This is a genomic window from Microbacterium lacus, from assembly GCF_044794305.1.
GTDB lineage: Bacteria > Actinomycetota > Actinomycetes > Actinomycetales > Microbacteriaceae > Microbacterium > Microbacterium lacus_B.
Genome location: NZ_CP084996.1, coordinates 2,661,982 through 2,679,689, shown reverse-complemented (window position 1 = coordinate 2,679,689; position 17,708 = coordinate 2,661,982). Strand labels below are relative to the sequence as shown.

The window sequence follows — 17,708 nt, the reverse complement described above, 5'->3', positions numbered from 1 at the left end:
GCGGGTCTTGGAGGACAGTGTGCCCGAGGAATCACAGATGCGCAATCGATTGTGCAATATTGGTTCCTGATCGCACATAGGATCACCTGCAGGGGGTTAGCCACATGCCATCGACACCGCCGTCGACGCTGCAGGACGTCGCCGATCTCTCTGGGGTCTCGCGCGGAACCGCTTCGCGCGCACTGACCGGCAGCGGGCGAGTCTCGGCCGAGACGAGAGCCCGCGTGTTCGAGGCGGCGAGAAGCCTCCGGTACTCGACCAACAGTGGCGCACGTAATCTTCGCCGCGCTCGCGCCGGTTCGATCGGTCTCTGGCTGCCCGGCGGCATGAACTTCATGGAGTACTACATGAACTTCGCGGTCGGCGTGGTCGAGAGTACGAAAGACCGAGAGCTGACCGTCTCGCTCATTCCGGCTGACTTCCCCGCGAGCAAGGCCCAGAGCCTGCACGTCGACGGGTTCGTCATGACCGACGTGGTCAGCGGCGACGAGCTCGCACGCGCGATCCTCGAATCCGGTCGGCCCGTCGTCACCTCCGAGCTGGTGCCGCTCGACATGCCTGACCCCACCGCGGTCGTGGCCGGCGATCACCGGGGCGCGATGAGCATTCTGCTCAAGCGGTTGCGCAGCGGAGGCGCGACATCGATCGCGGTCATCAGACCTCCGGTCAACCAGATGTGGGTGCGGATGGCGGCGCAGGCGGCCGCGGACTGGGCCGCTGCGAGCGGCATTCCAGTGTCATTCGTCGATCTCGCGGGCGTGCCGTCCGCCGAGGAGCTTCATCAGATAATCCAGCAGCTCGGAGCGCAGCATCCGGACGTCGATGCGATCGTGTGCATGCCCGAAGGCCTCGGCGTCGGCATCCTCTCTACGCTGCGCGAGCTCGGGCACACCGTCCCCGATGACATCCAGCTCGTGTCGTACACCGACAGCCTGACGTTGCCGATCGTGCAGCCTCCGATCTCGGCCATGGATCTGCGGGCGAAGGATGCGGGGGTGCGAGCCGGTGAGATGCTGATCGCTTTGATCGAGGGCGGGGATGCTTACGCCCTCGCCGCGGAGACCGTCGAGTTTTTCGATCTGATCTACCGCGAGCGCTCCTCTACACGTCCTCTTCGGAAGTAGGTACGTCAATGGCACTCGATCCACCGGTTCCTTCGCTCGACTTCGCCTTCGAGGTCACGGCTGAGCTCGGCGGCCTCGAAGATCACGGGATCACGCGCGTCGGTCATCGCCGCATCATCCCGGTGACCGGCGGCACCATCACCGGGATCTTCTCGGGGACGATCCTCGCAGGTGGTGCCGATTGGCAGACAGTGCGCCCCGACGGATCGATCGAGATCGACGGGCGCTATAGCGCACGCGCAGCCGATGGCGAGCTCCTTTACATCCACGCAAGAGGAGTTCGAAGCGGCGACCCCGCCGTACTCGAGGCGCTCCTCCGTGGCGACGACGTCAACCCCGACAGCTACTACTTCCGTGCGGCACTCACACTCGAGTCAGCGACCCGACCCGAGTTCGAGCGGTCCGTCTACATTGCGTCGTACGTTCGGGAAAAATGCCGCGTGCGCTACGTCGCGTACCGCGTTACCTGAGGACAGAGCCACGCACTTTGAGCACTGCGCCGGCATCACGACGGAAACGCCATCCGCCGCAACAGGTCGGTCAGCACACTTCGGTCGGTCTCGGAGAGTTCGTCGTGGAGTTCTCGCTCCGCCGCCCGCGCTGAGGTAGACGCCTGAGCGTGCAACGCGCGACCCTTCTCGGTCGCGACGACGACATTGGCGCGACGATCTCGCGGATCCGGTTCGCGGGTTACAAGTCCACGCGACTGGAGTTCATCGACGAGCGTAACGACCTGACTCGGATCAAGACGCAGGTACTCCGCCAGCTCTCGTTGCGACACGCGTGCGGCGCCCGAGACAAGGGCGAGGACGGAGTAGGAACGCACGCGCAGACCGTGCGCTGACAGGGCGGCGTTACCCGCGGTCGGCCGGCTAACCACCCCGTGAGTCAGAAGTGGGGCAAATGAGCTTCCTCGAGCTTTGCTCTGGAGCGAGTGCCCACAATCCGCGGAATCACGCGGCAAACGGACAATAGCGCGACCCCCGCCGGAGATGGCTCTACTCACTTCCGTTCAACGGAACCGAAAAGACACTCTAATCAGGGCTTCATGGCGGTGACGGTGGATTCGAACTCACATCCAGTGTCAGTTCGGGGATGTCGGGCCCTGTCAAGCTGCCTGGAGTTCCTATCTGGACTGTAACGGGAGCGTGCGCGAGTCGGCAACCCGCCTGCACGTTCATCAGAACACAGTGAGATATCGGCTCGACGTCGTCGCAACGAACTTGGCGTGGCGCTCGATCAGCCTGCTACCCGCCTCTGGCTGTGGCTGCGGCTATCCACGGACCCTCCGCCATCGAGGTGACTCGTCGGGTCGGTGAACTGCAACTCCGAACGCCGTGACCGCAGCTTCTCTAGAGCCCCTCAGCCGCAGGTTCTCTAGAGCCCCTCAGCCGCAGCGACGACGATGCGTTCCTCGGTCGCAATGCCTTGGCGGCCGTCAGCATCGACGTATCGGAGCAGCGCCGTGTGGGAACCGAGCTTCGCATCGATGATGTAGCCGACGATCGGGTCTTCACTCGGCGCGAGCACCAGGGGCTCACCGCCGTCGATAGACACAGAGACCCCGGTCCGTGCACTTGCCGAGGCGTTGGCGAACCTCAACTCGGCGTCATCGAGAACCCCATCGCCATCGGCGTCGACCATCGGCACCGGTTTCGCCTGACGGACCTGAACGAGTTCAGGAGCGGCGAACGAAAGCGGCGGCGTGGGATCGCTCTGTGTTGTGACACCCGCACCAGCTACCTGCACGAGAGACACCGACATCCCCTGGCGGAGCAGATCGCCGGAGATGTCCACGAGAAACGTGCCGCCTGCGTCGACGAGTGTGCTCGCCAACGTTGTGCCTAGTTCATCGACGACGCTGACCGTGGCGCCCGGATCGCCTGTGCCACTCAGGAGCGGCGGCACCAGCGTCTCAGGGCTCACGGCCCACGAGAAGCTAAAGGTCTGCGTTCGAGGCAGCACAGGTGGTGGAGTGCTTGGCGGGGGAACCGGCGGGGCAGCCGGAACTGCCAAGGGAGTATCTGCTTCCGGGTTGACGATAACTGTCTCTTGTGGCGTCAGGGGAAACTCAAGCGGCGGAGTCGGCCCAGGAATGGGCACAGGTGCTAGCGTCTCAACGTGCTCAGGCACCCCGGCCACCACAGTCTCCGGCGCAGAAACAGGCTGCGCGGGGTCGATAATCTTTACGGACTCTGCGGCCACAGGAGGGGACTGCTCCAGCTCGCCGGTTCCGGCGCTGAATGCCGCTGCCGCAATCAGTGCGGTGCCCAGGCCTGCACCGATCGCCCAGGGCGCCCAGCGGGTGGGTGACGTGACAGCCAGTGCCACCGCGGCGGGCGCGGGAGCCGCAGCAGAGTACACAGCCGCGGCTGGTCCGCCGAGGTACAACGGAAGCAGCACGGCGCGAAGTTTTGCGGAGGCGACTGCGATATCTCCCGCCGCGAGCTGGCAGCGTGAGCAGTCGTCAAGATGCTGGTCGTACCGCGGCTTGTCTGTTCTCGTGATTGGTTTCTTGGCGTTCGTGAGCAGCCGCTCGCACACCCACTTGCACTCGGCAGGGCGGTTGGGATCGGCGATGTGTGCGCCTAGCCATGCGTGACGGAAAGCTTCCCGCGCCCGCATCGCAGCAGCGGACACCGCGTTCGGCTTGAGCCCCATCAGCGGTGCGATCTCGCGGGGCTTCATGCCTTCGACCTCGAGGTACCACAGCAGGGTCCGGGTGCGTTCGGGGAGCTGCTTGAACGCTGCGATCAGTAGAGATCGCTCATCCAGGGTTGCTACCGCGTCTTCAGCGCCAGCATCCGGCATCTCTTCGATGTGGTCGAGAGTGACGTCCTGACTCGCAGCGTTACTGCCCCAGGTTGTGCTCGCGTTGCGCATCGCCGTGAACAGATAGGCCCTGAAGCCCTCACGCGGACCGTTGCCGTTCCGGATAGCCACGAGCACCTTGGTGAAGGCCTCGCTAACGAGGTCGTCCGGGTCGATCTTGTGCGTGATCGATCTCGCAGCGCGTCTGGCCGCCCCAGCGTGCCGCTGCCACAGCACCGCGTACGCGCTGTTGTCGCCAGAACGCGCCGCATCGACGAGCTCCTCGTCAGAGAGGTCCGTGAGCGGCGTCTCATGGAGACGAGTTCTTGTCAAGACAGAAGCGCTCATCAGCGGGCTCCTCAGGGTCGCAGGCACAGCACGGCACCCGCCAGTGACCAGAGACGAGCCGCGTGGCACGCGGCGCAACCAGAGATCCCCCAGGCGGGGTTCGGGAGACGCTGGTGTCGTCTGGGAGCCCCCACCCAGGTACATACACCAACGACGCCAAAATACCGGGATCATCTGGGAGATCCCTGCGCACAATGTGACGAAATCTACAAAACTCAGCCACCGAAACGCGCTCGTTCGTGTGACAGTTCTCCCGCCCCGACACCCGAGGCTCTCAGTCTTCGCCACCCAGAGAAGACGCGAGCCCGTCGGTTCGCTGGAACGAGCTGGCTGGAATGTACCGACGCTCAACGAACTACTCGGCACATCTAAGGCGGCACCGCATGCGTGAATTGTGCCATCGGGCGAGCGACGTGTGTCATCCCGGGGTTACCCGCCTGTGCACTCTCTAGCCACGAGCTAGGGTGAAAAACTCGCGAAGGAATCGGGGGATCCCCATGAAGTCACCAGTCAAGATGCAGGTCGCGGCGGTAGCTCTTGTTCTGGCTGTCGGGCTCGTGGGATGCGCAGCATCCAGCGACAGCGATGAGCCGACACCCGACTCGACTGCCACGTCGACCGCAGACTCCGAGACCAGCAACGATGTGATCGAAGTGGACCCGGATGCTTCGGGAGCGACCGATGCCGGCATCGACCTGGACAACCCGCCGGAAGCGATCGCCGCGGTAGAAGTGCCGATCCAGGCGGACCTCTATGACCGCAACGTGGAGTCAAGCCTGCTCGAGGTTGTGAAAATGCGACACGTCGAGGATGCCCTTGTCATCACTTTCCGAGTCACGATCACTGGAGAAGGTGCGGGTGTCGAACCTCTAAGACTCTGGGACGCTCTCGGTGGACAGTTCAGCCCGGCTTTGATCGACTACAAGAATCTGGTTCGGTACGACGACGTGCATGATCTGAGCACGAGCACCGAGATTCGAGCACTTGCCGGGCAGCCCCTGTACGCGGTGGCAACGTTCGCGTACCCCGAGGACGCGGACGAGGTCGATGTCATTGTCAACCCGGATCTGCCCGCTATCGCCGCCGTGCCCGTCCCATGATCAAGACCGCCTTAGGGATGCTGGCGGCCGTGGTGTTCGCAGCGTCCGGCATGGTGTTCGCATCGCCGGAAGATGCGCCTGACGTGACTAGTGCGGAACTCGCATCGACGATGTCAGACATTGTTCTGCCGCGGCAAGACATCGTGTTTCCGCAGTCGGTTGATGTGATCACCGAGACCGTCGATGAGGGTCAGCGTGTGATCGGCCTCAACACCGACATCCTCTTCGGCTTCGCGGAGTCCGTCGTCGCCGAGGCCGGCGCGGCCCGAATCGCCGAGGTGTTGGTCGACGTCTCCCAGGGATCGCCGATCCTGATCGGCGGACACACTGACTCGATCGGCGACGACACATCGAACCAGGTGTTGTCGCATCAGCGAGCAGAAGCGATCGCTGCGATCGTCCGCAGTGCGCGCCCGGACCTCGTGCTCACCGTCACCGGTTACGGCGAATCGCAGCCGATCGCCTCGAACACCAAAGCCGGCGAGGACGATCCTGAGGGTCGCGCACTTAATCGTCGCGTCGAACTGCGGGTCGGATAGCATCAGCGGCTCAATCTTCAGATCTTCGCGGAAGCACTGGGTTAGAAAGCTACTCGGCGTCGCACACCGAGTCGGTGTCCCCGACGCCGCGTCATATCAAGCTCCACTTTGCGTCTCTTGAGTGAGGGCCTCGGCGAACCGGCGGGGGCTTGCACACCCAGGAGTAGTGAATGAAGGTCCCCTGCCCCGGCTGCGCCGCGCGCCGTACACGTGTGACCCACCGCCATAGCGATGACTGCGGCAAGAACCGACGCACGGGACTTCGCACCTGGGGCGTAATCCAGCGACGGGTCGCCGCCGAGTGAGCGCCCGATCTGAAGAACGCCGCCTCGAGGACTGTTTCTGGGAGGTACGGGGCCGTGGTGGGACTGCCCACTGGTTTGCTGGCGCCAACCGCATGAGTGGATGCGGGAACCACTTCGCCGTCAGGAGCAACGCAGTTGGCCTGACGAGCCCGCAATCTCGGGTGTGCATCGTCTGCGAGAGACGCGCACGAGAAGCGACGTTGCTGGGCTACTCGCCTCGAAAAGGTCGCATTCGGCTCTAGTCGCTGCGAGCCACAGAGCGGCGGCGCCCTCACATGGGGGAGAGTCACGCGAGCTGGAGCCTCGATCGAACACACCGGCATTGGCCACCATGCCGTGCTCTGTGTGCTCCGACGCATTGCGGTTTCGAGGGGACGGGCTGTGAACCCGCCCCCTCGCGCGCTGATTGAACAGAGCGCGTTGCATCCCGCAGTTGCGTCGACCCTGAGATATCCGACGCCGGTCGCAAGCGACCTCACTACTTAAGACGCAGTTCGCAGCGTTTCATGACGGCGGCGCGACGTGAGGCGGTGTGCGACGCCGGGGGTCGACTCAACGCACCGCGGCTCACATGAACACCCACACTCGCCAGCTAGCTGCCGGCTCGGTGCGCTCGCTCGATTGCAAGAGCGAGAGACGTTCCGATAGCGCATTGCAACAGGCCTGCGGCCAACACGATGATCGCCTGCGTGGGATCGACGTCATCGCCCGGAAACGCGACATCGCCGAATGAACCGAAGATGAGAGCGAAGACGAGGCCCGGGACGACCAGGCCGAACCCGAAGGCAGTGAACGCGGTGGTCGCGGCGGCAAGGACGCGCGATATGACGGGAGCCGGCGGGGCGGTTGTCCGCCTACCTTGCAGTTCCGTCACCGGGCATCACCTGTTTCGTTCCGCGCTATCGACGCACATCGACTTCGTCGCAGCGCCAGGGTGGGGCGGGACACTGGGGATATCCCGCCCCTTGAGGCGAACCAGATGACGTCACACTGAAATCTTGTCCGAAGACATGGACGCCTCATTAACTGGGAGCATCGATTCTGACTTTCATGACGCGGGGCGGAGATTTTCGTCGGGGCGTGGGTGGATTCGCGGTTCTGCAGCTGCAGCTCACCGGGGTAGACCATCCGATCGTGGTTGACGTCTGGCATGGGTGCCGATGGAGGCTGTTCCGTCGAGATGCCGTCATAGTTTGACCTCCTACGCGTCTCATCTAGGGGGCACCGTGCACCCGGATCAGGGACATCGTGGCGAAAATACCGAAACATGAGCAGCCGCCCGTCGTTGCTTACAAAAGTGGCTCGCCCGCTCTTCGGCGGGAACTGACCATCGCCCGCAGAAAAGACAGGATCCGCTTGCTCGCCGTCGCGCTTAGTGCGGCCGTGGTCGTCGCGCTCGTTGCGGTCTCGCTCATCATGTTTGTCGTAGAACTGTGAACGAAACGCTGCGCTTGGATACAGACGCACTGCACCTCATCTTCACCTTCGACGCGGCACGGTCCGACGCCGCGCCCCGAAGGTCGAGTACGCGCGCGCGACTCAGGCACATTTTCACACCGAAGCGAGAAAGGCTCGCCGGGGTCGCGGCGGTGCTCATCGCAGTCAGCCTGTTCAACACAGCGGGTGGAGAGGTGCAAGCCAACAGCGATCAGCCGGAGGTGCCCGCGCAGACAGCGCCGCTTGCTGAGCCGCTCGCGAGCGCGCCTCTTGAGGTCGGCGCCGAGGTGGCGTCGGAAGGTTGGCATGTTCAACTGGGCGCCGTGGAATGGGGCGCGCAGGACCGTGTTGCAGCGGCGACCTACATGCCGACACCTCCCCCTGATGACTGGCAATGGGCTCTCGTGGACATAAGCGTGACGAATACTAGCGATGAGGTCGCAAGCGCAGGGCTCATCGAAGTGGCTCTGGTGTCCGGAGAAATTGTCTTTGCGGACTGGTTGATGTCCCATCACTATCCTGCGCAGACGATCCCTAACCCGCTCCCCCGCGAGGGGATCCCGGCAGGTGGCCTCTCGGCCGGCTATGTCGGATTCATGGTGCCGAATGCCGCGATTGACGACTGTACGCTCAGGCTGACCATCCACGCCAGTCCCGGCGATGCAGTGCACCAAACTTGGCTTGCGTGCAACTGATCACGCGAATATCGTGCCGGGAGCGCGGAAGGAACCGATGACGAGCTCACACGAATCGGCCGCGCGCGCGAACAGGGTAGGTACGCGGAGAAAGCGAGCGGTTCGTGACGGAACACATTGATGTCGTAGTGCGGCAATGGGCGAGCGATGACGAGGACTCAGTGCTGGACGGCTTCGTCGCCACCTATAACAGCGAGCCATGGAATGACGCGTGGAGCCGAGAGTCAGCCGAGCGGTACCTGGCTGAGTTCCGCGCCATGCCTCGCTCCACTGTCCTCGTTGCCCTCGTGGACGGGCGGGTCGTCGGCGCCGCCTACTTTCATGCGCGCACGTGGCAGGACGCCTCGGAGATCTACATCGACGAGTTCTTCGTCTTTCCGTCCGCCCAGCGTAGAGGAGTCGGGCGTGCCCTGCTCGCAGCGATCCGCGAAGAGGCGGCTGAGACCGGCGCCGAGGCCCTCACGCTCCTGACCGACCGAGACGTACCGGCGTTCGATTTCTACGCGCGTCTCGGGTTTCGTGAAGGTAAGACGCAGGTCTTCATGATCGGCTGAGCAACACCCTAACCTGCGCACGAAGACGGCCCGGCTCCGCGAGTCGCGGAGCCGGGCACGCTGGTCAGCGACGTGCGTGGCGTCGACGTACCGAGACCGCGGTGAGCGCGATGCCCGTGACGACCAACAGTAGGCCTGCAGTCAAGCCACTAGGTGCCGTTCCGCCGGTCGCTGCGAGCGGAGTGGGGGGCACCGGGGTAGGCGGGTTTGTCACCGGCACTTCGGGCGTCGGCGGCGCGGTCGGTGCGCTACATGCTTGTGCCTCTTGGGTCTCGCCCGCTACCTCTAGCAGAGCAGTGTTGAGGAACCCGCCTGCGTCAGGGCTGTCGCCTGTCGGGCACGTTGTGTCAGCGAACAGGAACATTGCGTCTGGCACGGATGCCACGATGCTCACGGTGTAGTTGTGCACCGTGCCTGCGGGAAGGCTGAGGTCATCGGCGAGGACCGTCACTCCCGACTCGGGGTTCCAGCTCGCGGCGAGTGAGCCGTCGGGTCCGGTTGCAGTGGCGCCCTCGATGTCGATACCAGCCCCGAAAGCGGGAGTGTCCGTCAGGTCGTAGATGGCACCGACGACGGCGGAGAGGTTGGTGACGGTGACCAGGTAGTCGACCTGCCATACACCCTCCCCGAGGGAGATGGTGGAGGTCACCGTCTTCTCGATGACCGTGCCTTCGGGCGTAGCCGTGTTCACGAGGGTGCAATCGAGAGCGGCTGCGGTCGTCGGTGTGAACTGCAGGCCCGCAACCTGAAGGTCTTCGTCCGCTACGCCCACGCACACGATGTCACCGGCAGCCCATTCGGGCGCAGCCGCCTCCGTGAGTGTGTAGGTCGTTCCGAGGCTGAGGTGCGCCCAACTGATTGTGGGCGCGGCGGCAGTCACAGCCTGAGTGGCTGCAGCGTCCGCTGGTGCCGGGTCGATAGTCACATCGAAGGACCATGGGTAGTCCGCAGGTGCTCCCTCGACCTGTTTGGTGAGCGTCAGCGAAGCTTCCTGGAGCGTGTTGGTGATGACACATGCCGTGGTCGCGCCCGCGTAAACGGCGAACGTCTCGTCGGTGACCTCGACGTCCCCGGTAGCTGGGTTGGTGACGGTGCATACCGTCGAGGTGTGCGCCCACGGAAGCTCGGGTGCGATGGTCTCTGCGAGCACGTAGTCGTCGCCAGCGAAGAGCGGCGACCATGCGTGCTCGTCGCCGACGCCAATGTTCGCACCGATACCAGCACCGCCGTCGTAGGTGTCGGTGACCGTTCCGCTCAGGGTCTCGTCGTGGAGCAGCTGACCGTCGCTCTGGGTGACGGTGTACGCGAAGATATCCTCACTCGTCACCCCCGCGGGCGCGCCGACCTTCTCGACCGTCAGACTTCCGCAGTTGCTGATGACGAGGTCACCACCGTAGCTGAGGATGTCTTCCGTGGAGGCGTTCTGGCTGTTTCCTGTGCGGGTGATGAATCCGCCCGGCGAGTACGTTGCGCACTCGCCCGAGGGAAAGAGCCCGGCTGCGGTGAGGTCGATCGCGAGCTCACCGAACGTCGCGTCGTTGCCCGTTGAGGGCGTGTCGGTGTTGGCACCAACGGCGGCTTCGTAGACGAGCGTGTCAGCGCTCGGTTCCCACGCAGAGCCGTTCCAGCGGAGGACACTCACATCGGTCTGTGCGCCGGCGGACTGGTAGTCGAACTGGATGAGCACATCGTCGTACCGGCTCGAGTCGTCCGCGCCGGAGAGGACCTGGTAGGTCGTCATGTCACCGAGACCCTGGTAGCGGGTCCAGTACTGGTAGAGGATGACGTGGTCGGCGCCGTCCACGTCAACGATTTCGTATGCGGATGCTCCGGTGCAGGCATCACCCTTCCCACTAGGTTCCGGACTCGCGCTCACCACCCAAGGTTCGTCGTCAATCTTCGCGCCGCCAGCGAAGACCGTGTCATCGATTCCGGTGGAACAGCCGGCCGCGTCAGCGCCGCTGTCGTAACCGAACACGACATTCGAACCTGAGGCGAGGACGTCATCCCAATCGGTGCCGCCGTCGCTGGTCTTATTGCCATCGATTTCGAACGTCGTGGTCACGCTACCGAGAGTCACCGCACTCGCGGGTGCGGTAAGCGCGACCCCGGCGCCTGCGGTCAAGGTCACCGCGGCCAGCGCGGCCGTGAGTCGTCGGACTAGGTCTTTTCGATGCATGTGTCACTCCGATTGAGGTGGGGCCCCAGATAGCTCCCATATATGGGTGGACGCACGGATACCGCCGATTATGACGCGCCGGCACCAATCACCTTCGTTCCGAGTGTCTTACCGGGGTTCTGGGCTGGGCGGAGCGGCGCTCAGGGCGGCTTACGCATCCGGCATTGACCCCATAGGCTGGATCGTGCGATGCGTCGCTGGGAGGTGCCTTGGGGTGGTTCAGGAAGCACGGGAGCCGACGTCCGCCGAACGCCCCTGACATCAGTCAGCGCGAAGAGCTTGACCACGGAATCGGCTGGCGCGTGGCCCATCCCGCGGTCGGTTACGCTCCCGTGCTCGCGGAGTTCCTCCCGCTGCTGTCCCCGACCATGGGGGACGCTGCGTACTGGATTGAGCGCGGCGACACCGCGGTCGTTCATCTGTCCCTACCGACACCCGTAGTGGCGCGCCGCACGAGTCGTTCGATTGAGCTCACCCGATGGACACAGGAGCAGCGCTCTGCTGAAGCCGCCGAGAGCAAAGGCGAAGCCCGCGTGCATATTGCCGGTGGAGACAACGACTCACCGACCTGGGCATTCTTAAGGATTGACGACGGCCCCTGGATCCCGGCTGACGAGGTGGGTGGATTTGACGCATCGGCGTGGGAATGGGACGTCTACCGAGACATGCTGCGCATTCACATGTCGACGCTCGTGTCGAAGGATGCCCAAGGGCGGGCGTAGAACCTCACGCGCGACTGAGCCTTACAGACAGCGACTCGTCGTGTCGGGTTCGACGCAACTGCGGAACTAAAGTAGCCCGCTGTAGAACCACACCCCCACCGCGACCGCAACTACGGCGATGGCGACGAAGAGCAGCGCGAACAAAATTCCCCGAACGGCAGATCCATCAATGGGGTCGTTGGAGTCATCGCCGGTCACGGAGCCATCCCACTTGCCAGGTCGCCCCACCCGGGAGTCGCCACGGTGACAGACTGCTCAGGCGTCGCTAACCCCAGCCGCCCCGTTATCGCGTCCGCATAGCGAAGCACGACAGTGTGACTCCCGAGCGGAATGTCGGTCACCTGGAAGTGCTCCGGCTCGTTCGGGATTGGCGTGTCGTCGTCCGGTTGCGCCGGGAGATGCAGGAAGTGGATGTTCGTGCCAGAGTCCCAAGAGACCACGACCTGCGTCCCTGCGATTGCATCGATCAGGATGGAAACGTCATCGGTTTCGCCGTCTCCGTCAGCGTCGACAGCGGTGAGAATACCAGCGGGTCCGGAGCCAGCGATGGAAGGCACGGGGAATACGAAAGGCCCGACAGGCTCCGTGAACTGAGGCTCGATCGTGTTGGAGACGGTCTGTCGGGCCCGGACCGTCATGCCTTGGTGGAGCAAGTCTCCGGAGACATCTGCGATAAAGCTGCCCTCGGGTGAGACCGCGGTCGTAAGGAGCACGACGTCGTTCTCATCAAGAATCGAAACGCTTGCACCTGGCGTGCCCGTCCCTTCCAGCAACGGCGGAACTGGCGCGGAGAAGTCCATGACTGTCGTCAGTCGAAAGGTGGTATCAGTCAGTGGCGCGCTTTCGGTTAGCGGGGGCAGAGGCATGGAGATCGGCGGAGCAGGGATGACGCTCGCTTCGGGTGCCGGCGTCACCTCCAGCATCGGGAGCTCAGTTCCTTCGTGCGGTGTCGCGGTCGGCGGGAGTCCAGTCGGCTCAGGCGATGGCGCCGAGGCGGGAGCGTAAGGCTCCGTCGAGACGACGACGGGCGTCTCTGCCGTGATCGTTCCCGGTGGGCTCCAGGATCCAGACGCCGCGAGGACGGCGATGGCAGTAGCAGCCGCGGCGGTCGTGAGAGCAGCGCCGATACCGATACCCGCTCCGATGTGTTTCGTCGGCTCGACAGCGACGATTCCCGCGCTGCTGAAGATGTTGATGCCCTCACCCACGCTCGACGTGAGAACCGGGATCCCGCTGTCCACGGCCGCTTCCGTGGTAGCCCACGCGCCCAACGCCGCAGCCGCAGCGGGTGCGGTGTCGCTGAGGTACGCGGTGGCAGCGGTTCCTCCAAGCAGCAGCGGAAGGAGCACGACGCGGAGCCGCTGAGACACGATCTCGATGTCTGCCGCGACAATCTGGCAGGCCTGACACCCATCGAGGTGCTCGTTGAAACGGCCCAGGTCTGCGCGGTTGAGCGGCTTGTCGCCTTGGATGAGGACACGTTCGCAGACCCAGCGGCAATCCTCTGGACGGCTCGGGTCAGCGATATGGAGGTCCAGCCATGCTTGTCGAAAACCGTCGCGCGCGCGATACGACAATGCGGAAACCGCGTTCGGGGTGAGTCCCATGAGTGGTGCTATCTCACGAGGCTTCATGCCTTCTACCTCGAGATACCACAGCAACGTTCGGTGGCGCGCGGGGAGGCGGCGGAATGCTTTCGCGATGCTGGTCCGTGTGGAGAGTAGCTCGAGCGGGTCTGAGTCCGAGTCGACGAGTGCGACCTCCGTCAACTCGTCTAACGCGACGTCCTTGCCCTTTCGCGCCCAGGTCGCAGCGATGTTCCGCACCGTCGCAAACAGGTAGGGCCTGAAGGGTCCGGTGGGGCCAGCGCCGCGCTGAATCGCTCCGAGGATCGACATGAACGCTTCGCTGACGAGGTCGTCCGGCTCGAACGCAGATGTGATTGCTCGCGCAGCACGGCGCGCGGGCGCAGAGTGGCGGGCCCAGAGGATCGCGTACCCGCTCATTTCACCGTCGCGCATCGCAGTAACGAGGTCTTCATCAGACCGCTCGACGGTCTCCTCGTCAACGCGTGACTCGCGACGTGGTGCCGCCATGGTCTCTCCTAGACTTGTTAGTCGTCCTCGCTTACCAAGACGCGCGTGCGCGCAAAACGTGACGGTCCGGCTTCCGAACGTGAGTGGGGCGCAGAGGGCGAGTCTGGGATTCTCGCCCCCTGCGGATTTGGCGTGGTGGGAGCCACACCTGCACCCTTGCTCTCGAGACAGCAGGACCCGACCTGGGGAGTCGGGCGTAGGTGCCGGGACGAAGTCCCTCATCTATCAAGAGGTGCACGCGAAGATTTCATGACGCAGCAGGGGAGAAATGCGCGTCAAGACCTACCAGAACGAGGAGGGGGCGGGTTCGTGTGGGAGTCGCCCGTCCCCGAGAACGGAGCCTCGCTCCATCCGCACACCTCGCCTGCTGATGGAGCCCGCCAGCTTGCGGGGTGAGCTGTTGTCGTGTGTCTGCGCGCCAACCGACTGGAGCCTCGCACGCACGTGTGCCGCGAAGCCGTAATCCGCTGACACGCTCAGGATGCCGTGGCCAGGGGTTCGCTCAGGTTTCGGCCTACGGCTACGGGTCGGCGGGCGCCAGGGCGAGGAACCGCATCTTGTTCTCGCCGTAGAAACACGTCTGAACCATGAACTCCCCGGTCATGCCTTCGAGCACGTCCACGTTCGACCACTTTGGGGTGTGGCGCTCTTCGATGACTTCGTAAACGACGTCGGAACCGGCGATGCGCACCTGCTGGCCGATCTCCCAGGCGAGGATCACGTCGCCGCCGCAGTTGTTGTGCGCCGCGTACAGCGGCAGCACACCGTCGAGACGGTAGCTCGTCATCTCGGTGAAGGTTCCGTCGCACCGGTCGAGCTCGCGCATGCCGCCCTCGACGCCGAGCGTGATCTGGGAGAGCGCCCCGGGTGCGATGATCTCCTGCACTCGTTCCTGCACCGCGACCTTCAGGTTGCCGGTGACGCGATCGGTTGCTTCGGGAGCGAACACGGTTGTGCCGACGAGGCTGAGCCCGATCGTCATCGACACGATGGCAAGGGTGAGCAGCGTCACCCTTGCTCGGCTGGCGCGCCGACGCCGACGCCCACGGGCGGGTTGAGTCTGGGGCACGCTCGGTGCCGCATCGAGGCGATCGTCGATGGCGAGCACGGCCTACGGGTTTCCGACGCGTCTGCGCGGCTGACGACGGCGGCGCGGCTTGATGATTAGGAAGGCGACTAGCGGCACGCCCACGAGCGCGACGGCCCACCAGGGGAAGCCTGCGGGGTCGATGTTGTTGGGGATGACGGTCGTGCCGGCGTCCTCACCGACGGGCGCGTCGACGCGCTCGGCACGTACCAGCAGGCGGTGCGTGTTCACACCGGTGGGGGTGCACGTGACGAGCGTGATCAGGTCTTGGCCGGGCATTTGACGAAGTTGGTCTGTTTCGTTGGGGAGCACGGTGTCGATCTGGTCGACCTCGTAGTAGAGATCTTCGCCGAGGACCGAGACGATGATCGTGTCACCGAGCTCGACGTCTTTGAGGTTGTCAAAGAGGGTGGACTGCACGTATCCGGAGTGGCCGGTGAGTACGGCGTGCGTGTTCGGTCCGCCGACGGGCAGCGAGCTGCCAAAGAGGTGACCGACGCCCCGGGCGAGGGTTTCGTCGTCGGTGCCGTGAAAGACAGGGAGGTCGCTGTCGATGGCGCGGATGCGCACGCGCGCCATCGTTTCGGAGCCGTCGATCGACAGCGTGTCGAAGTAGACGTCGGTGCCGCCGCCGACCGCGGTCTGCTGCCCGTCGGCGCCGAGCGCGTACGGGTCTCGCAGCGGTCCTGCGGGAAGATTCTTGTTGTATTCGCGGGCGGCGTCGAGCAGTTCAGAGACTTCAGCGTCAGGAAGATTCTCGATCGACTGTACGTAACCGCTCACGTCGGTATCGTGCTTCATCGCCGACAGCCATGAGGCTGCGGACGGATATACCAGGATGCCGACGCCCAGCGCCGCGATGATTATGACGAGCGTCTGCGACCAGCCCCATCGCTGCTGCGCCACTGCCTGCTTATGACTGGCAGCGGCGCGACGGTCGCGGCGCAACGGCGCCGCGTGCGCGAATTGCGCTTCAGCGTCGTCCGGTGCTTCCAGCAGAGTCATGGCGGGGTCCTGGTCGAGGTGAGTGAGTGGGTGTGAGTTGCGGTGTGTTCAGTTGTGAAGACGGAGATGGGCCGTGCGGGGGGAGGTTGGAACCCTCTCCCCCCGCACGGCCAGCTCAGTGCTTACGCCGAAGCGTTGCTCTTGCGGCGGCTGTAGATCGCGAGAAACACAGCACCGGCGAGGAGCATCGCGCCACCGGCCCAGAACAGCGTGGTTCCGGTGCCACCCGTGAGGGGCAGAACGAATCCACCGTTGTTCGGAACGTTGACGACCTCGACCGTGGTGGTCGCGGCCGGCGTGGTGACCGTGAACGGCACCGGTGCGGCGAGCAGTTCGTGGTCTTCGGGGGCCTCGATCTCCACCAGCCAGTAGTAGAGGTAGCCGGCGGCTCCGGGCGCAACGGCTGCACCGTCAGCCCAGTTCGAGTAGCGCAGACCCTCGATGACGACCTGACCGTTGGTTCCGGTGGTCCAGGTGTCGCTCGGCGCGGGAAGGTCGGTACCGATTCCGGTCACCTGCGTCGCCGTGGTGAAGTCGTTGGTCTGGCTCGACCACACTTGGAACTTCGCACCCTCGAGCAGTTCAGCGTCCTCGCTGCTGACCTTCAGCAGCGTGATCCCACCCCACTTGGTGATGACCTCGTTCGTCGGCGTTCCGGTGTTGTTGGTGATCGCGGCCTGGTTCGGGAACACGGTCGCCTCGTTGACGATCTCGCCGACCTCGTTGACCTCGGTGGTGATGACTGCTTCGACCTGGAAGAGGATGTTGGCCTCGAGGAGGTCGAGTCCTGCCGGGGTGAACGCGATGGTGACGATCGGGCCATCAATGGTCGCTGCGGCGGGCACAACGGTGTAGTGCGTGCCCTCAACGAGAACGATGTCAGCAAGGACGCCGTCCGGGTCGACGAGCGAAACACTCGTCGAAAGGTAGTCGAGCTTCTCATCGAGAACGTCGACGATCTGGTAGGCGTCGATGATCTCGGCGTTCGGGATGTCAGCCGTGATCGTGAACTCGATGTCGTCGCCGATCTTGACGTCCTCAGAATCCTCGACGGTCTTCTCGGCCGTCGTGATGGCGTTCTTCGGGTATGCGTGGACGTTGTAAATCCACTCGTTGTCGTTCGTCGGGTTCGTCAGGGGAACCGTGATGATGAACGGCGCCGAAGGGGTGACTCCGATCGGGTAGTTCGTCTCCTCGATGAGGTACGCACCGACCGGCAGGTTGCCGAAGGTGACGACACCGTCGATACCCGCAGCGCCTGTGACTCCAGACCCGGATGCGCCATCGACCAACTCGGGTGCCTCGGCCGGATCGCCGGTGTACGCCGCGAGAGCCGTCCACCCGGAGTTCTCGGTGAGGTCATAGTCGAGCTGCGTGTACGAGAACGTCACGCCGTTGAGCTCGACCAGATCTTGCAGGATGGGGTTCGCCGGGTCGATCGGCATGCCGTTGTTCGGCAGTCCGGTGGCAGCATCCGGCGCTTCGTACTTGTGAAGGGTGATCGAGCCGAGCGTATCGGGGTCGATCAGGTTCGGCGTGGCGGCGCTGGCAGGCATCGCCAGCGTCAGTGCGGCGAGCGCGCCCGCGAGGACGGCTGCCGCGGCGCGGGTACCGCGCCACTTCTTTGATGCGTTCACTGATTTTCCTTTTCGGGTGAACCGGGCTTCCCCGGGGTCTTGCGTTGATATGCGGGTAGGAATTGACTG

General features: G+C 64.2%; 17 protein-coding genes. 8 read left to right on the top strand and 9 right to left on the bottom strand.

Translation table 11 applies throughout. From position 1 onward, the window contains the following. Positions 1-104: 104 nt before the first annotated feature. A complete protein-coding gene (locus LG299_RS12765) occupies positions 105-1,124 on the top strand; it encodes a LacI family DNA-binding transcriptional regulator (RefSeq protein ID WP_404430803.1) in 1,020 nt (339 codons plus the stop codon). A gap of 8 nt (positions 1,125-1,132) precedes the next feature. Then, on the top strand, positions 1,133-1,594 hold the full coding sequence (locus LG299_RS12760; RefSeq protein ID WP_404430801.1) for a DUF3237 domain-containing protein: 462 nt from the start codon (positions 1,133-1,135) through the stop codon (positions 1,592-1,594). Between the two features lie 35 nt (positions 1,595-1,629). Here the strand turns inward: LG299_RS12760 and LG299_RS12755 are convergent, their stop codons facing one another. Beyond that, positions 1,630-2,004 carry a MarR family winged helix-turn-helix transcriptional regulator gene (locus LG299_RS12755; RefSeq protein WP_404430799.1) on the bottom strand — a complete coding sequence of 125 codons (375 nt, stop codon included), beginning with the start codon at positions 2,002-2,004 and terminating at the stop codon, positions 1,630-1,632. Positions 2,005-2,272: 268 nt separating this feature from the next. Here LG299_RS12755 and LG299_RS12750 point away from each other — a divergent pair, with 268 nt between their 5' ends. Further along, entirely contained in the window at positions 2,273-2,443 is a 171-nt protein-coding gene (locus LG299_RS12750; protein ID WP_404430797.1) for a helix-turn-helix domain-containing protein, read from the top strand. Positions 2,444-2,501: 58 nt separating this feature from the next. On the opposite strand, the gene LG299_RS12745 is transcribed toward LG299_RS12750, so the two are convergent. Then, positions 2,502-4,283: a sigma-70 family RNA polymerase sigma factor gene (locus LG299_RS12745; protein WP_404430795.1), complete on the bottom strand. Its 1,782-nt coding sequence runs from the start codon at positions 4,281-4,283 to the stop codon at positions 2,502-2,504. 497 nt (positions 4,284-4,780) lie between these two features. Here LG299_RS12745 and LG299_RS12740 point away from each other — a divergent pair, with 497 nt between their 5' ends. Continuing rightward, positions 4,781-5,383, top strand: a complete 603-nt coding sequence (locus tag LG299_RS12740) for a hypothetical protein (RefSeq protein WP_404430793.1) — start codon at positions 4,781-4,783, stop codon at positions 5,381-5,383. After that, positions 5,380-5,922, top strand: coding sequence for an OmpA family protein (locus LG299_RS12735; protein WP_404430791.1), 543 nt, complete (start codon positions 5,380-5,382; stop codon positions 5,920-5,922). Before LG299_RS12740 ends, LG299_RS12735 begins: the two co-directional genes overlap by 4 nt. An 897-nt stretch (positions 5,923-6,819) precedes the next feature. Here LG299_RS12735 and LG299_RS12730 read toward each other — a convergent pair. After that, complete coding sequence (locus tag LG299_RS12730; protein ID WP_404430789.1) at positions 6,820-7,101, bottom strand: hypothetical protein; 282 nt, start codon at positions 7,099-7,101, stop codon at positions 6,820-6,822. A gap of 559 nt (positions 7,102-7,660) precedes the next feature. Between LG299_RS12730 and LG299_RS12725 the strand changes: the two genes are divergently transcribed. Then, on the top strand, positions 7,661-8,359 hold the full coding sequence (locus LG299_RS12725) for a hypothetical protein (protein WP_404430787.1): 699 nt from the start codon (positions 7,661-7,663) through the stop codon (positions 8,357-8,359). Between the two features lie 104 nt (positions 8,360-8,463). After that, positions 8,464-8,913 (top strand): GNAT family N-acetyltransferase, encoded by a 450-nt coding sequence (locus tag LG299_RS12720; RefSeq protein ID WP_404430785.1) that lies wholly within the window; start codon positions 8,464-8,466, stop codon positions 8,911-8,913. A 64-nt stretch (positions 8,914-8,977) separates the two neighbouring features. On the opposite strand, the gene LG299_RS12715 is transcribed toward LG299_RS12720, so the two are convergent. Continuing rightward, entirely contained in the window at positions 8,978-11,092 is a 2,115-nt protein-coding gene (locus LG299_RS12715; RefSeq protein WP_404430783.1) for a hypothetical protein, read from the bottom strand. 302 nt (positions 11,093-11,394) lie between these two features. Here LG299_RS12715 and LG299_RS12710 point away from each other — a divergent pair, with 302 nt between their 5' ends. Next, positions 11,395-11,814: a hypothetical protein gene (locus tag LG299_RS12710; protein ID WP_404430781.1), complete on the top strand. Its 420-nt coding sequence runs from the start codon at positions 11,395-11,397 to the stop codon at positions 11,812-11,814. A gap of 66 nt (positions 11,815-11,880) precedes the next feature. On the opposite strand, the gene LG299_RS12705 is transcribed toward LG299_RS12710, so the two are convergent. The 5 genes from LG299_RS12705 to LG299_RS12685 all read right to left on the bottom strand — a co-directional run bounded on the left by LG299_RS12705 (position 11,881) and on the right by LG299_RS12685 (position 17,639). After that, positions 11,881-12,012 (bottom strand): hypothetical protein, encoded by a 132-nt coding sequence (locus LG299_RS12705; RefSeq protein ID WP_404430779.1) that lies wholly within the window; start codon positions 12,010-12,012, stop codon positions 11,881-11,883. Further along, positions 12,009-13,910: a sigma-70 family RNA polymerase sigma factor gene (locus tag LG299_RS12700; RefSeq protein ID WP_404430777.1), complete on the bottom strand. Its 1,902-nt coding sequence runs from the start codon at positions 13,908-13,910 to the stop codon at positions 12,009-12,011. The genes LG299_RS12705 and LG299_RS12700 overlap by 4 nt, the downstream gene beginning before the upstream one ends. A gap of 520 nt (positions 13,911-14,430) precedes the next feature. Continuing rightward, entirely contained in the window at positions 14,431-14,922 is a 492-nt protein-coding gene (locus tag LG299_RS12695) for a hypothetical protein (RefSeq protein ID WP_404430775.1), read from the bottom strand. A 99-nt stretch (positions 14,923-15,021) separates the two neighbouring features. Beyond that, the gene (locus LG299_RS12690; protein ID WP_404430773.1) at positions 15,022-16,002 is read right to left on the bottom strand and encodes a class C sortase; all 981 of its coding nucleotides are present in this window, start codon (positions 16,000-16,002) and stop codon (positions 15,022-15,024) included. A 122-nt stretch (positions 16,003-16,124) separates the two neighbouring features. Continuing rightward, positions 16,125-17,639: a SpaH/EbpB family LPXTG-anchored major pilin gene (locus LG299_RS12685; RefSeq protein ID WP_404430771.1), complete on the bottom strand. Its 1,515-nt coding sequence runs from the start codon at positions 17,637-17,639 to the stop codon at positions 16,125-16,127. Positions 17,640-17,708: the final 69 nt, after the last annotated feature.

Coding starts and splice junctions, on each gene's coding strand:
- LG299_RS12715 (WP_404430783.1), bottom strand. CDS start 11,092: ATGCATCGAAAAGACCTAGTCCGACGACTCACGGCCGCGCTGGCCGCG.
- LG299_RS12690 (WP_404430773.1), bottom strand. CDS start 16,002: ATGACTCTGCTGGAAGCACCGGACGACGCTGAAGCGCAATTCGCGCAC.
- LG299_RS12765 (WP_404430803.1), top strand. CDS start 105: ATGCCATCGACACCGCCGTCGACGCTGCAGGACGTCGCCGATCTCTCT.
- LG299_RS12760 (WP_404430801.1), top strand. CDS start 1,133: ATGGCACTCGATCCACCGGTTCCTTCGCTCGACTTCGCCTTCGAGGTC.
- LG299_RS12700 (WP_404430777.1), bottom strand. CDS start 13,910: ATGGCGGCACCACGTCGCGAGTCACGCGTTGACGAGGAGACCGTCGAG.
- LG299_RS12745 (WP_404430795.1), bottom strand. CDS start 4,283: ATGAGCGCTTCTGTCTTGACAAGAACTCGTCTCCATGAGACGCCGCTC.
- LG299_RS12740 (WP_404430793.1), top strand. CDS start 4,781: ATGAAGTCACCAGTCAAGATGCAGGTCGCGGCGGTAGCTCTTGTTCTG.
- LG299_RS12735 (WP_404430791.1), top strand. CDS start 5,380: ATGATCAAGACCGCCTTAGGGATGCTGGCGGCCGTGGTGTTCGCAGCG.